At 55.7% G+C, this 14,679-nt stretch carries 15 protein-coding genes; 12 read left to right on the forward strand and 3 right to left on the reverse strand.

Going from position 1 to position 14,679, the window contains the following annotated elements:
• Nucleotides 1-172 precede the first annotated feature (172 nt).
• The 12 genes from eat (at nt 173) to mobV (ending at nt 12,384) form a co-directional block, all read left to right on the forward strand.
• Nucleotides 173-1,606 (forward strand): ethanolamine permease, encoded by a 1,434-nt coding sequence (gene eat / locus GIW48_RS03590; protein ID WP_138450483.1) that lies wholly within the window; start codon nt 173-175, stop codon nt 1,604-1,606.
• A gap of 64 nt (nt 1,607-1,670) precedes the next feature.
• Nucleotides 1,671-3,065 (forward strand): ethanolamine ammonia-lyase subunit EutB, encoded by a 1,395-nt coding sequence (locus GIW48_RS03595; RefSeq protein ID WP_017136029.1) that lies wholly within the window; start codon nt 1,671-1,673, stop codon nt 3,063-3,065.
• A complete protein-coding gene (gene eutC / locus GIW48_RS03600; RefSeq protein ID WP_017136028.1) occupies nt 3,062-3,895 on the forward strand; it encodes an ethanolamine ammonia-lyase subunit EutC in 834 nt (277 codons plus the stop codon). Before GIW48_RS03595 ends, eutC begins: the two co-directional genes overlap by 4 nt.
• 92 nt (nt 3,896-3,987) lie before the next feature.
• Nucleotides 3,988-4,446: a GNAT family N-acetyltransferase gene (locus tag GIW48_RS03605; protein WP_099547578.1), complete on the forward strand. Its 459-nt coding sequence runs from the start codon at nt 3,988-3,990 to the stop codon at nt 4,444-4,446.
• Nucleotides 4,447-4,759: 313 nt separating this feature from the next.
• Complete coding sequence (locus GIW48_RS03610; RefSeq protein WP_017136026.1) at nt 4,760-5,413, forward strand: DedA family protein; 654 nt, start codon at nt 4,760-4,762, stop codon at nt 5,411-5,413.
• A gap of 6 nt (nt 5,414-5,419) precedes the next feature.
• Nucleotides 5,420-6,250, forward strand: coding sequence for a zinc-dependent peptidase (locus GIW48_RS03615; protein ID WP_236460105.1), 831 nt, complete (start codon nt 5,420-5,422; stop codon nt 6,248-6,250).
• A 93-nt stretch (nt 6,251-6,343) separates the two neighbouring features.
• Nucleotides 6,344-6,871: an inorganic diphosphatase gene (ppa, locus tag GIW48_RS03620; RefSeq protein ID WP_003176323.1), complete on the forward strand. Its 528-nt coding sequence runs from the start codon at nt 6,344-6,346 to the stop codon at nt 6,869-6,871.
• A 214-nt stretch (nt 6,872-7,085) separates the two neighbouring features.
• A complete protein-coding gene (locus GIW48_RS03625) occupies nt 7,086-7,856 on the forward strand; it encodes a LexA family transcriptional regulator (protein WP_017136024.1) in 771 nt (256 codons plus the stop codon).
• A gap of 538 nt (nt 7,857-8,394) precedes the next feature.
• Complete coding sequence (locus GIW48_RS29825; RefSeq protein WP_442963103.1) at nt 8,395-9,459, forward strand: DNA cytosine methyltransferase; 1,065 nt, start codon at nt 8,395-8,397, stop codon at nt 9,457-9,459.
• Nucleotides 9,444-10,517 carry a hypothetical protein gene (locus GIW48_RS03630; protein WP_236460106.1) on the forward strand — a complete coding sequence of 358 codons (1,074 nt, stop codon included), beginning with the start codon at nt 9,444-9,446 and terminating at the stop codon, nt 10,515-10,517. The genes GIW48_RS29825 and GIW48_RS03630 overlap by 16 nt, the downstream gene beginning before the upstream one ends.
• A gap of 386 nt (nt 10,518-10,903) precedes the next feature.
• On the forward strand, nt 10,904-11,374 hold the full coding sequence (locus GIW48_RS03635) for a hypothetical protein (protein WP_236460108.1): 471 nt from the start codon (nt 10,904-10,906) through the stop codon (nt 11,372-11,374).
• The gene (gene mobV, locus GIW48_RS03640) at nt 11,371-12,384 is read left to right on the forward strand and encodes a MobV family relaxase (RefSeq protein ID WP_236460110.1); all 1,014 of its coding nucleotides are present in this window, start codon (nt 11,371-11,373) and stop codon (nt 12,382-12,384) included. Before GIW48_RS03635 ends, mobV begins: the two co-directional genes overlap by 4 nt.
• 95 nt (nt 12,385-12,479) lie before the next feature.
• Here the strand turns inward: mobV and GIW48_RS03645 are convergent, their stop codons facing one another.
• From GIW48_RS03645 to GIW48_RS03655, 3 genes are all read right to left on the reverse strand, one after another.
• Entirely contained in the window at nt 12,480-12,815 is a 336-nt protein-coding gene (locus GIW48_RS03645) for a hypothetical protein (RefSeq protein ID WP_236460112.1), read from the reverse strand.
• Nucleotides 12,816-12,877: 62 nt separating this feature from the next.
• Complete coding sequence (locus GIW48_RS03650) at nt 12,878-14,422, reverse strand: replication endonuclease (RefSeq protein ID WP_236460113.1); 1,545 nt, start codon at nt 14,420-14,422, stop codon at nt 12,878-12,880.
• Nucleotides 14,419-14,595, reverse strand: coding sequence for an AlpA family phage regulatory protein (locus tag GIW48_RS03655; RefSeq protein ID WP_236460170.1), 177 nt, complete (start codon nt 14,593-14,595; stop codon nt 14,419-14,421). The genes GIW48_RS03650 and GIW48_RS03655 overlap by 4 nt, the downstream gene beginning before the upstream one ends.
• Nucleotides 14,596-14,679: the final 84 nt, after the last annotated feature.

Genomic DNA, 14,679 nt, shown 5'->3' on the forward strand with positions numbered 1-14,679 from the left:
TGTGGGAGCTGGCTTGCCTGCGATAGCGGTAGTTCAACCAGCAAAAGTGGTGACTGCCCTATCGTCATCGCAGGCAAGCCAGCTCCCACATTTTGATCTTCGCAAGTACTCGCAACTCACGTTCGACACAAAGAGGTCGAGCTAGAACAATAACAACGGACGGTACTTCCCCATGCCTAGCGAACCCACTGGCTCTTCCGTCGACTTCGAAAAAGTCGGCACCGACTATTTCCAACAACGCGAACTGAAAAAAGGCGCTGCCGGTTGGGTGCTGCTGGTCGGCCTTGGCGTTGCCTACGTGATCTCCGGCGACTACGCCGGTTGGAACTTCGGCCTGGCCCAGGGCGGCTGGGGCGGCATGTTCCTCGCCACCTTGCTCATGGCCACCATGTACCTGTGCATGTGTTTCTCCCTGGCCGAACTGTCTTCCATGATTCCTACCGCTGGCGGTGGCTACGGCTTTGCCCGCAGCGCGTTTGGCCCTTGGGGCGGGTTCCTCACGGGCACCGCCATCCTTATCGAGTACGCGATTGCTCCTGCCGCCATCGCGGTGTTTATCGGCGCCTATTGCGAGTCGTTGTTCGGCATCGGCGGCTGGATGATTTACCTGGCGTTCTACATCATCTTTATCGGCATCCACATCTTTGGCGTGGGTGAAGCCTTGAAGCTGATGTTTGTGATCACCGCCGTCGCTGCGATTGCCTTGGGGGTGTTCCTGGTGTCGATGGTGCCGCACTTCAACGTCGCCAACTTGCTCGACATGCCGGTGACCGAGGCCAAGGGCGCCAGCACCTTCCTGCCGTTTGGCTATGTTGGCGTGTGGGCGGCGATTCCCTACGCGATCTGGTTTTTCCTCGCCGTCGAAGGCGTGCCCCTGGCCGCCGAAGAAACCAAGAACCCCAAGCGCGACCTGCCCCGCGGATTGATCGGCGCCATTGTGGTGCTGACCAGTTTTGCCCTGTTGATTCTGGTGATTGCGCCCGGCGGCGCCGGCACCTACGCGCTGATCAAATCGGGTAACCCGCTGGTTGAAGCACTGGCGTTGTCGTACGGCGGCTCGACCTGGATGGGCAGCTTCGTCAATCTGGTTGGCCTGGCCGGGCTGATCGCGAGCTTTTTCTCGATTATCTACGCCTATTCGCGGCAGATCTTTGCCTTGTCTCGCGCCGGCTACCTGCCGCGCAAGCTGTCGCAGACCAACAAAAGTAAAGCGCCGGTGCTGGCATTGGTGATCCCCGGCATCATCGGTTTCGGCCTGTCGCTGACCGGCCAGGGTGATTTGCTGATTCTGGTGGCGGTGTTCGGCGCGACCATTTCCTACGTACTGATGATGGCCGCGCACATCACCTTGCGCATCCGCCGCCCCAAAATGGACCGCCCGTACCGCACACCGGGTGGCATTTTCACTTCCGGCATCGCCCTGGTACTGGCCTGCGTGGCCGTGGTAGCGGGCTTTCTGGTGGACCCACGGGTGGTGATTGGCGCTGCGATCATCTATGGAGTATTAATTGCTTACTTTGCTTTCTACAGCCGGCATCACTTGGTAGCAGGCACGCCCGAAGAGGAATTCGCGGCGATCCAGGCCGCAGAGGCCGCCTTGCACTAACTGCCGTAAACCTCGATGCGGGCGCCTTACTCACGGGCAGCCCGCGTCGCCAAGGAGACACTGTATGGCAAGCTTTACCCACGCGGTAGGTACACAGACCTACCGCTTCGACAGCCTCAAGGACGTGATGGCCAAAGCCAGCCCGGCGCGTTCCGGCGACTTCCTCGCGGGCGTGGCGGCGCAGAACGACGGCGAGCGCGTCGCGGCGCAAATGGCGCTGGCCAATATCCCGTTGAAACACTTCCTCGAAGAAGTGCTGATCCCCTACGAAAGCGACGAAGTCACCCGGCTGATCATCGACACCCACGATAAACAGGCGTTCAGCGCCGTCAGCCACCTGACCGTCGGTGGCCTGCGCGACTGGTTGCTCAGCGATGCGGCCGACGAACATTCCCTGCGTGCCTTGGCGCCCGGGCTGACCCCGGAGATGGCCGCCGCCGTCTCCAAAATCATGCGTGTGCAGGACCTGGTGCTGGTGGCGCAGAAGATTCGCGTGGTCACCCAGTTTCGCGGCACCATGGGCCTGCGCGGGCGGTTGTCGACCCGCCTGCAACCCAACCACCCGACGGATGAACCGGCGGGCATCGCCGCCAGCATTCTCGACGGCCTGCTCTACGGCAACGGCGACGCCATGATCGGCATCAACCCGGCCACCGACAGCATCGCCTCGATCTGCGCCATGCTGGAGATGCTCGACGCGATCATCCAGCGCTACGAAATCCCCACACAAGCCTGCGTGCTGACTCACGTGACCACCTCTATCGAAGCCATCAACCGTGGCGTGCCGCTGGACCTGGTGTTTCAGTCAATTGCCGGCACCGAGGCGGCCAACGCCAGTTTCGGAATCAGCCTGAGCGTGCTGCAGGAAGGCTACGAGGCGGGTTTGAGCCTGAATCGCGGCACCTTGGGCCAGAACCTGATGTATTTCGAAACCGGCCAGGGCAGTGCCTTGTCGGCCAACGCGCACTTTGGCGTCGACCAGCAAACCTGTGAAACCCGCGCCTACGCCGTGGCGCGGCATTTCAAGCCGTTTTTGGTCAACACGGTTGTAGGCTTTATCGGCCCGGAGTACCTGTACAACGGCAAGCAGATCATCCGCGCCGGCCTCGAAGACCACTTCTGCGGCAAGCTGCTCGGCGTGCCGATGGGCTGTGATATCTGCTACACCAACCACGCCGAGGCCGACCAGGATGATATGGACACGCTGCTGACCCTGCTGGGCGTGGCCGGGATCAACTTCATCATGGGCATCCCCGGCTCCGACGACATTATGCTCAACTACCAGACCACCTCGTTCCATGACGCCCTGTACGCTCGGCAAACATTGGGGTTAAAGCCGGCGCCGGAGTTTGAGCAGTGGCTGGCGAAAATGGGCATCTTCACCCAAGCCGACGGCAAGGTGCACTTTGGCAACAGCCTGCCACCGGCGTTTCGCCACGCCTTGAAGCAATTAGGATGAAGGAGCCGCCTGTGCAACTCGACCTGCCTGACAACCCGTGGCTGGAACTGCGCCGCCTCACGCCTGCGCGCATTGCCCTGGGCCGCACCGGCACCAGCATCCCCACCAACGCGCAACTGGATTTTCAGTTCGCCCACGCCCAGGCGCGCGATGCGGTACACCTGCCCTTCGACCATGCGGGCCTGAGCAGCCAAATGGCCGAGCGCGGGCGTGACAGCCTGTTGCTGCACAGCGCTGCGGTGGACCGGCACATGTACCTGCAACGCCCGGATTTGGGCCGACGCCTGAGTGATGAGTCAGCCCAGAGCCTGCGCGACTATGCCGCCGCCAACCCAGGTGGCGTGGATTTGGCCGTGGTGGTGGCCGATGGCCTGTCGGCGCTGGCGGTGCATAAACATACGCTGCCGTTTCTTACGCGCATGGAGGAACAGACCCAGGCTGAAGGCTGGTCTTTATCGCCAGTGATTCTGGTGGAACAGGGCCGCGTGGCAGTGGCCGATGAAGTCGGCCAATTGCTCGGGGCCAAGATGGTGGTGATTCTGATCGGCGAACGACCGGGGCTCAGCTCGCCGGACAGCCTGGGGCTGTATTTCACCTACAACCCCAAGGTCGGACTCACCGATGCCTACCGCAACTGCATCTCCAACGTGCGACTGGAGGGCCTGAGTTACGGCATGGCCGCCCATCGCCTGCTTTATTTGATGAAAGAGGCGTGTCGTCGGCAGCTGTCGGGGGTCAACCTCAAGGACGAGGCGCAGGTTCAGACCATTGAATCGGATGATCCTGACCTGATGAAAGGCAATTTCCTGCTCAGCCCACCCAATGACTGATAGCTGCACGATTGCGCTTTTTTGCGTCATTAGGCAGCATCGAGTCACGGCCGCTTGTGTGGTCATACCCCATTTGGAAGTTGAGGCCTGGCATGCGGATTACTCAAGCGACCCTGGAACACCTGGACCTGCTGACCCCGTTGTTCGTCAAGTACCGTGAGTTTTATGGCGCGCTGCCCTTCCCGGATTCGTCGCGGGCCTTTCTGGAAAAGCGCCTTCGCCGCAAGGAGTCGGTGATCTACCTGGCCCTGGCGGATGATGACGACAAAAGGTTGCTGGGATTCTGCCAGCTGTACCCGAGCTTTTCGTCGCTGTCGCTTAAACGCGTGTGGATCCTCAACGACATCTACGTGGCCGAAGATGCCCGCCGGCAGCTGGTGGCCGACAACCTGATACGCACCGCGAAGAAGATGGCCAAGGAGACCCAGGCCGTGCGGCTGCGGGTATCGACCAGCAGTGACAATGAAGTGGCGCAGAAGACCTATGAGTCGATCGGCTTTCGGGAAGATACGGAGTTCAAGAACTACGTGCTGCCGATCAGTGAGGACTGAGAAAACACCAGCGCTCCACTGTGGGAGCTGGCTTGCCTGCGATAGCGAAGTATCAGCGGATGCATCATTTGCTGGCCCACCGCTATCGCAGGCAAGCCAGCTCCCACATTTACATCTGAGCAACATTTAGGTCGGTGTGGGGCCTTGCTACCAGCGACACTCCCCGCTACAAAACCAACACGCTTTTCACCTCTTAATCCGTATAATGCGGACCTCTCAGAGTTGTAAGAATCGCGACATAACCTTGTAGCCTAACTTACCCGTAGCTTCCGCACAGGCCCGCTGAGTCGGGCCATTCACACAGGTGCCATCCATGGATTTCAACCCGCTCGACCTTATTCTGCATCTCGACGTGTACCTCGACATGCTGGTAAGAAACTACGGAGTGTGGATCTACGCCATTCTGTTCCTGGTTATCTTTTGCGAAACCGGTTTGGTGGTCATGCCCTTCCTGCCCGGTGACTCCCTGCTGTTTATCGCCGGCGCCGTCGCCGCAGGCGGCGGCATGGACCCGGTCCTGCTGGGCGGCCTGCTAATGCTGGCAGCCATCCTCGGCGACAGTACCAACTACGTGATCGGACGAACGGCCGGGGAGCGCTTGTTCAGCAACCCGAATTCGAAAATCTTCCGCCGCGACTACCTGCAAAAAACCCACGACTTCTACGACAAGCACGGCGGTAAAACCGTGACCCTGGCGCGCTTCCTGCCGATCCTGCGCACCTTTGCGCCATTCGTGGCCGGTATCGCCAAAATGCCTTACCCGCGCTTCTTTGGGTTCAGCGTGTTCGGCACCATCCTGTGGGTTGGCGGCCTGGTCACCCTGGGTTACTTCTTCGGCAACGTGCCGTTTATCAAAAAGAACCTCTCGCTGCTGGTGGTGTTCATCATCCTGCTGTCGCTGGTGCCAATGATCATCGGCGTGGTACGCAGCCGTTTTGGCCGCAGTTCCGAAGCCAAGCCGCAGTAACCCGCGATGTGGTCCCTCAGCGCCTGGCGTCGCCGGCGCCTGCTGGCCAAGCACCCGATTGCCGATGACACCTGGCAGCGGGTGCGCCACCACCTGACCTTCCTCGACGGCATCAGCGCCGAGCAGGACCAGTGGCTGCGCGAAGCCTGCGTGGTGTTCCTGAATGGAAAGCACCTCACCGCCCTGCCCGGCGTCGAGTTGCATCAGGAACAGCGCCTGCTGCTCGCCGCCCAGGCACAATTGCCGTTGATGAACCTGGGCGACCTCGACTGGTATCAGGGTTTTCACGAAATCGTGCTGTACCCCGACGACTTCCTCAGCCCCCAGCGCCATCGCGATGCCAGCGGCGTCGAGCACGAGTGGGACGGTGAGCACAGCGGCGAAGCCTGGCAGCAAGGCCCGGTGATCCTCGCCTGGCCCGGCGTACTGGCCAGCGGCCAGTGGGAAGGCTACAACCTGGTGATCCACGAGCTGGCGCACAAGCTGGACATGCTCAACGGCGACGCCAACGGCCTGCCGCCGCTGCACCACGACATGCGCGTGCAGGAATGGGCCAGCGTGATGCAAAGCGCCTTTGACGACCTCAACCGCCAGCTGGATGCCAACCCGGACGCCGAGACCGACATCGACCCCTACGCCGCCGAAAACCCGGCGGAGTTCTTTGCCGTCACCAGTGAGTATTTCTTCAGTGCCCCGGATTTACTGGTCAGCACTTATCCCCAGGTGTACGCGCAACTGAGCCGCTTCTATCGCCAGGACCCGCTGGCCCGCCTGCACCAACTGCAAACCGGCGATGCCCGCTACCAGACTGAACCGCTGGCGCCACACGACGTCTGACGCATGGCATCGGCGTCAGAATATGCCTATAATCGCCGCCACTTTTAGGCCAATCCGGCCATGTTTCATGGCCAACTACGGGGGCACCGCCCAATGAGCTACAGCAAGATTCCGGCTGGCAAAGACCTGCCGAACGACATCTACGTCGCCATCGAAATTCCGGCCAACCACGCGCCGATCAAATACGAAATCGACAAAGACAGCGACTGCCTGTTCGTTGACCGTTTCATGGCCACCCCGATGTTCTACCCGGCCAACTACGGTTTTATCCCTAACACCCTGGCTGACGACGGTGATCCCCTCGACGTGCTGGTAGTAACCCCTTACCCGGTTACCCCAGGCTCGGTGATTCGCGCGCGCCCAGTCGGCATCCTGAACATGACCGACGACGGCGGTGGCGATGCCAAAGTTATCGCGGTGCCACACGACAAGCTGTCCCAGCTGTACGTGGACGTGAAGGAATACACCGACCTGCCGCCACTGCTGCTGGAACAGATCAAGCACTTCTTCGAGAACTACAAAGACCTCGAAAAAGGCAAATGGGTGAAGATCGACGGTTGGGGCAACGCAGACGCCGCCCGCGCCGAGATCATGAAGTCGGTCGCTGCCTACAAAGGCTGATACCCGCTCCTCATTGCCCCGGCAATCAAAAAAGCCCCGACGATTCGGGGCTTTTTTTGTGGGAAAAATTAAACGCCAAGTTCAATGTTTAATTCGGAACGTTTAACAAGATTAGATAACTGACATATCAGACTACAACTAAGCAAATCCCTACACGCGAAACTCAACGCATAGTTTATTTGATGTATTTTTCCGGCCAGTAAACTCTGCGTTTATGAATACATCAGGTGATCGACTAAAAGCGTTACTGCGGGAAGTTCATCTTTCCGCCTCCGACTTCGCCAAGAACCGTGGTGTCACGCCTCAACACGTGAACAACTGGTTCAAGCGCGGCGTGCCCATGGGCCGACTCAACGAGATCGCAGAACTGCTCTGCGTCTCCAGCCGTTGGCTGCGCACCGGCGAAGGCCTCAAACACCCGCCGGCCAACTTCCTGCTGGAAGGCCCGGACCCAAGCAAGGGCATCGCCACCCGCGAAGACAGCGGCAAGTACCTCACGGGCCCCGCCCGTCTCCCAGAAAAAATCGACGTGGAGATCGCCCTCCACCCCACATTCACCTCAAGCGAACGCATCCGCGTCTCCCTGCACACCCTCGAAACCCTCAACGTACACCCCGACCGCGCGGTAGGCGCCTACATGGTCGACAACAGCATGACCGACATCATCCAACAAGGCGCCACCCTCGCCATCGACCGCGGCCGCAGCCAAATCACCGACGGCGAAATCTACGCCGTCGAACACGACGGCATGCTCCGCATCAAATACCTCTACAACCGCCCCGGCGGCGGCCTGCGCATGCGCAGCCACAACGCCAGCGAACACCCGGACGAATACCTCACCCACGAACAACGCTTTGAACAGAACTTCGGGATCGTCGGCTGGGTGTTCTGGTGGTCCACCCTCAACAACCGCAGGCCGGTGCCGCTGGACGAACACCTGCTGGGCTGGGAAGGCTCTAAATCGGACCCGGAGGTAGGCATATGAGGTGAATATGGGTATCATGCCGCCCACATTTGGCAGGGGGTGGCTTTGCGCTACCTATTCTGCCTGGCGATGCGGAGGAGTTCCCGCAGATGCCCCTACTATTCAGCCCGACGTGATGTGGGCTGAGCGATTTGAAGGCTGGTGAGGTTTGTCAAAAACAAGCTGAGGCAGTCCCCGAGAAGCCGGCCACAAGCCGGCTTTTTAATGCCTCAAACCTTATTAAGTAAAGGCTTTTCTACCTTTTGCCTTCGTTTGACCCACACCTTGACCCACACGGCGAATCTATCGCATCGCCTTTTCTGCTTGCGACCTAAGCCGCTTAAGGAAGAGAATCGGGATGGCGATGATCATGCAGCGGACGCTTGCTGGGGGGAGCTATCAGAACGGCCTACCACGCTATGGGACTGAACCGCCTGTCAAGAATTTGGAAGCTGAGGTTCACGCCAGCATGGTGGGCGGCTAAAACCGCCCATCATGCACCCCTCGAACATAAGCTCAAGCTGGTATATTACGCCCCTATTTTGAGGGCAGCTTTTGTATGAATGTTATTGACCTTTTCTCTGGGCCTGGCGGTCTATCCCTCGGCCTAAGGCAGGCGGGGTTCAGAGTCATAGCCAACGTCGAATTTAATAAAGACGCAATGGCTACGTACATTTCACATGACCTTGACTCAGAGCATTTCAACCAAGACATCCAGTCGGTGACTTTTGATCGCTACCGGGGCAAGGTAGATCTGTTAGCGGGGGGGCCTCCCTGCCAGCCGTTCTCTATTGGGGGGCTTCGTAAAGCTGCTGGCGATGTGAGGGATATGATTCCCGAGTACATTCGCTGCCTCAAAGAAGTCCAACCCGGTGCGTTCATTATGGAGAACGTACCTGGACTGACATTGAAGAGAACCCGCCCGTATTTTGATCTTATCCTCGCTGAGTTGGCGGAATGTGGTTACTACATAAATTGGGCAATTGTCAGCGCCGCTGACTATGGTGTCCCACAGAAACGGAAGCGACTGTTTATTCTAGGGTGTAGAGATAAACAGCTTATGTTCCCTACCCCAACTCACGGGCCAAACGCTGGCAAGCCGCATCTGAGCGCATTTGAAGCGTTAGGAAGTAAACCTATCGGGGAGGCTCCAGACTGCCCAGTTGTGTTTGCTAAAGCTCCGGATCTGAGACCTAGCCCGTATGCCGGTCATGTATACAACGGAGGTGGGCGGCCAATTGACCCCAACGGCCCGTGCCATACCATTCTTGCGTCATCTGGCGGGCACAAGACACATTGGATTGACACGCTAGGAATCGTGCCCGAATACCATGCACATCTGAAGGCGGGAGGAACACCTCGCACAGGACATTTTCCAGGAGCTCGCAGGCTCAGCGTGCAAGAATGCGCAATAATTCAGACATTCCCATCTAGCTTAGAGTTTTCAGGGAAGCGCACCGCTCAATACAAGCAAGTAGGCGATGCTGTACCACCCGTTTTAGCCTTTGCGATTGCAGACGCTGTATATAAGCAACTTCAAAACCGGCCAAATCAAAAGCTACTCCTCCCATATAACGACAGTATATATACACAAGGCGAATTGACTTTATGCCAAGGAATGTAAACGTTGAATTGTCTGTAGACATGATTCTAAGCAGATTAGACAAGGTTATATCAGGAGAAAGTCTTGGCGCTCCGGCATCAAGCCAAATCACGGCAGCCTATTTTTCCCAAATAGATCCCAATGGCGGAAGCGTACGTCTCGCCTCGATTTTTCTGACTGCGTATTCTTTGACGGAGCCAACCTGGAACTTCAGAGATGTACCAGTCGGAATCAGAGGTACACACGGTGACAAAAGGCTAGCGGGGGCGTTAACTGATCGCTATGTATCCCTACATAAAAATATCACCGCCTTCGGTGAGAATTTAGGCTGGAAGGGTAACGTTCGATCTTTTGACTTATCGACAGACCGACGTTTTTCTAACTACCTTTCCTATATTTCCAAGCTTTCAGCATCTCAGCGAGAAACACTGCTTAATCACGCAATTTGGCAAATGGCAGAGTCAAGAGTTGTCCCCAAAGCGCTCCCCCCTCTCCCATCGAGTTACCTATCATTCGCCAGGTGCCTCGATTTGTGTGAGCAGATACTTAAAGTACCCTCGGAAGGACACATTCAGCAGTTTCTAGTAGCTGCGTTTTTAGAGGTTCACCGAAAAAGATACGGTCATACAATTGCAACCCATCACCCCCATGCCTCAGATACGTTCGATGGCACAGTTGGAGACATTGAAGAATTCAGGGATGGAGGTCTGGTCGCCGCATATGAAGTTACAGTGCGCAACGACTGGAAGAATAGACTAGCAGATTTTGGTAAAAAGGCGAGAAAAGGAGGCTTATCAAAGTACATAATTATTGCCTCAAACGTCAGAAACGACACTCACCTTTACCCCGCAGCTAGCCTCATGAACTTCATAGGAAAACTTGAATTCGATCTTGCAGTCATAGACATCCAGGACTTTTTCTGTGTTTTCTGCGCCGAGCTTCGCCGTGATGAACTTGCTCAAGCGTTTAATCGCACATATGAATACTTGATAGATAATAAACTCTGCGGAAGGCATGAGTTCCAGGATGCCTATAAAAACATAACAGATGCCTGGCTTGAACAACCAGCCGGCTTGTAGATATCCAGCAAACCGCTTTTGCGAAAAGAGCTTCAGTTAAGCCTTGGTGAGCTGACTTCGGTCTATGGCTGTCAAGGGAGAATGCGGAAGCCGCAGCCCGCGCAGGCCCACGGGGCCGAGCAGGAACGGGTGAGCAGTTCAGCGAAGCGAGCCCTTGAAAGCTTTTTTTGTATAGCCTAGCTAGGGTGCCTGGGGATTCTTTCTCCCCAGGCACCTGCCATGACGGCGAGGCACGGGATGACAAGGGGCAGCGCCCCTTGGTGTTTGCAGTCCAGCGGAACGCTGGCCCACCATTCGAAGAATGTGTAGTGGGTTACACAAAGTGTTGCTTTGCTCTTTGCTCCATCGGCAAACTACCCCTAAAACAATAAGACGGGGTTACCGCGATGCAAAGAAATACTCTTGTATTGAGTGCTGATCAGAAAGCAATGTGGGCAGAAGCTGGAATTACGTTCCCAGGCAATCAACTGGATAAAGTTATTGAACGTGCCTTATCAGACTTATCAACAGATCAACTGGAAAACTTCTTTTATGAGATTCGCAGATTCGACGCGCCACATGCTTTTAACTCCCTTCTAAAATTACAAAATACAGGGGCGGCGCGTCGGCATATTGAGGTAGTTAAAAATGAATTTCATGAAGTTCTGCGCATAGACGCGGGGCTTTTTGATCTGATTATGCGAGCAATGGCCATGCTCCTGGATGTTTTCTTGCGCCTCCTTGGTGGAACATTGAAGAGTCGGCCAGCCGGGTCGAGAGAGCCACCAGAGGTCAAGCCTACTCCGAACAAATACGTCCCATCGTGGCAAAGGCAGTTTCGAATTGAGAGTGACCGCAATGACGGGTACACCCGGTGAGTTTCGCAATCATCCCTACAAGCAAACTGAAGTCTATGGACGCTGTAGCGCGTTCTGGAAAACACACTTTCCGGGAGCAGCTCACTCCAAATGCCGACCCTGCAATGGCTATTAAAAACAAAGTCGTCGGCGCGACAAATTCAGAAGATCTGAAAGCGCGTCTGCGGCAACGCCTGCCTGAAAAGATTAAAGCCCGGTCGGTACTTTGTATTGAATATATGATCACAGCCTCCCCTGAAGCGTTTAAGCGCCACGGAGGTAGTCTGGATGACATGGGGAACGGATATTTCAACGACGCACTGAGATGGCTTCAGCAGCGTCACGGCAAGGATAATGTTATCTCTTCGGCAGTCCATTTCGATGAAACCACCCCACACCTGGTGGCATACGTTGCGCCAATGACCGCCGATAATCGTTTGTCCTGCCGCGACTTCCTCGGAGGGCCACAAAAAATGAGAAAAATGCAAACTGATTTCTTTGAGGCGTGCGGCAAAAAAAGAGGTCTAGAGAGAGGCACTGAGGGCAGCAAAGCCAAGCACCAGGATATCAAGAGTTTTTATACGGCCCTGAACAACGCAGGGTCAGCCCCGAAGCTAAAGGCAAAAGATTACGCTGCGGCAGCCCTGGGCATCAAGACGGCGGCATGGCGCGAAGCTGAGGCCCTTACGAAAGCACAGGCTCAGAGTGCCGCATTAGCGTCAACAATGAGGAAAAACCTGATGTCCAGCAGCAAGACAATCAGCAAGAATGCTGAGACGCTCGGTGGCCGGCTGGAGGTTTACGAACATAAGCGACTTCTTTTGAAGCATGCAGAGGATGAGCTAGCACGCCGCTCACGAGCGCTCATAGAGCGCGAGCGAGAGGTCAGCGCCGTTGTGCATAAGGTCTTTGCTCTGGAAGCTGAAAGGGACACACTGGAGAGGCGGCTGGAGATGCTCCAGGGCAAACCAGCTGAGCAGCACGGTCTAGCCCCACAAAAGGAACTTGATCATTCTGCCATGCCCGGCTAGTCCGGCCCGCACACCAGTCATGACCCTGGCGCGCCGTCAGGGATAGTTGCCAGTTCGCGATAGCAAACATGGCAGTCTTATGGCAGAGGAAGTTCTTATTTACGCCTCCAAACCGGGCCTTTTTCAACGCACTCCATGGCCTCATCAAGCGTATCGAACCATCCCCAAGTGGTTGGCCTATCCCATGCGCCGCCGTCGAGACAATGGACTGTGTAGCGCGTCTCAGAAGGCCAAGCAGCGTTAGGTTCGGACTCAATGTAAGGATGCCCCTCCCACAACTCCAACTCCTTCTTACTGCGCTCCTTAATAGCCAAACTATAGAAATGTCCTGGCAACTTCGGATTGAGCAAAATTTTCTTGGTCGTGCCGCTTTGCAGCGGAACGGCATTCTCAGCCTGGAAATGCTGACCACTAAGCTTATACGTATTCATTCGCCACCCTGATGACTACTAAGTCGCCTTACTTGAATAATTAACAACAACTGCGTTCCAGTCTAATTTTCTTGACCAAGAAGTCTCCTTGCCACCTCTGCGTCAATTTCGTCACTCAAACCCAAGATCATCACCGAATCGTCATCATCCAGATGCCTGATGGCGACAGTTCGCTTCACAGGCTCACCAAAAGAGTTAAGTACAGTTTCTTTAATAAGTTGAACCTTATTAGCAGCGCCGAGTAGAAAATCCACCCTGGCATCCAATTGCATTTCATTCCGCCCGTCCACTCCATTGTCAACGTGAAGCTGGCTTGCAAGTTTCACAATATTTTCCGGACAGGCACGAATTCTCTTGACCTTAGCTAAGGCTCTCAGCTTTCCACGCGCCCCATTAATACCAAATAGCTGATATTGCCTAGCACTCATCGCTCGAATGGCGCATTGATACCTATACGCGGCTCCAGAGTTCTGGGCGGACTCCCCACCGCCAGCAAGCGCAAACGCTAGATACCCGTAGATATAGCTCGCCGCACTTGCAGCTGATTGCGCCCCTTTGGGTAGTCCCACCCGCAGGATTTTATCCTTGTTGTTTTCGAAGTATGAAGGAGGTCTATCTTGGTAAAGTCTCTTGATTGTCATTTCAATAACTTCCATCACGCCCTGAGTATGGAAAACCAGGATATGCCAATGAGGGCATCCGTCTTCATGTACCTCTGTGACGCGAAAACCGAAGTATGTCTCGCTGGGCTTGAACCCTCGTTCCTTCAATGCGTTTCCGATAGCCACCCAATCCCTTCCGATAGCTTTGTTAGCATCACTCGGCCTAAGATCAACGTTATAGACGTTCCTCCCGAGCGCAGGATTGGAGTGGTACTCCGACGAGGCTGTCAGGGTGATAAACACCCATGCCCATCCCCTGTCAGTCGCGATTTTCTCCATAGCTTTAATATCCACGTACAATTCATGTATGCGATTAGCCTGCTGAGATTGCGCAACTTCAAGGAGCGAAAAAACTCTGGGATTTCCAAGACCAACGGTCTCGGACACTACCCTGTAGGTATTACCCAAAAACTTATCGGTCTTCCTCTTACGAGCCCTCATGATCGAGAGAGTGGCATCACTACAACATTGCTCGGCTTCTCTCCGTCCGAGCTTGCGGTTGATTTGCGCCAAGTGCTCACGCCGGTTGTCCGCCAACCTGTTGATCTGTCGGCGCCACCACCTCGCGTCGCTGAGCCTACCGACCAAACCGGCCATCGTAGATTTCTTCGATATAGGGACTTTTATTTCAAACGCATGAGGTAGTTGGACATGGAGATTTTTTTCGGCGTCTGTAGCCATTGCCAGGTACTGACGATGCGAAAGGGCAATTACCCTAGCAAGCTGGGTCAGCTCATCTTCATCGTACTGCGCGATTTGATCCAGAGCGGATTCTGGATTCGGAAGGATGGTAAAAAATATGTCCTTATCCCAACCATCATAGCCGCCATAATCACTGACGGTTTCGAAGTAGAAACCATCTTGAGGCCCAGTCGGAAAAATATCGGAAAATACATCTGCGGGATTGGCTTTTCTGGCTACCACAGAACCGCTGGTGCCGTTCAAGATGCCAGATCCGCCCGCAAGCACGCGTCTACCCACTCCTGAACTTCTTCAGAACTCCATCCCACCGCACGAGCGCCAAGGGGCTTCGGCTTAGGAAACTTCCCTTGCTGCATCATTTGGTAAATAGATGAGCGCCTGTAACCAGTCGCCTGGATAACTTCCGGCAAACGCATAATATAGCGACGATTCACGGTCAAGCTCCAATGCCATAGCAGGCTAAGGTTGTTGACCGTGATCTTTATGGATTTCTCAGAAAC

It is taken from the genome of Pseudomonas sp. PA-6-3C (assembly GCF_021605825.1).
GTDB lineage: Bacteria > Pseudomonadota > Gammaproteobacteria > Pseudomonadales > Pseudomonadaceae > Aquipseudomonas > Aquipseudomonas edaphica.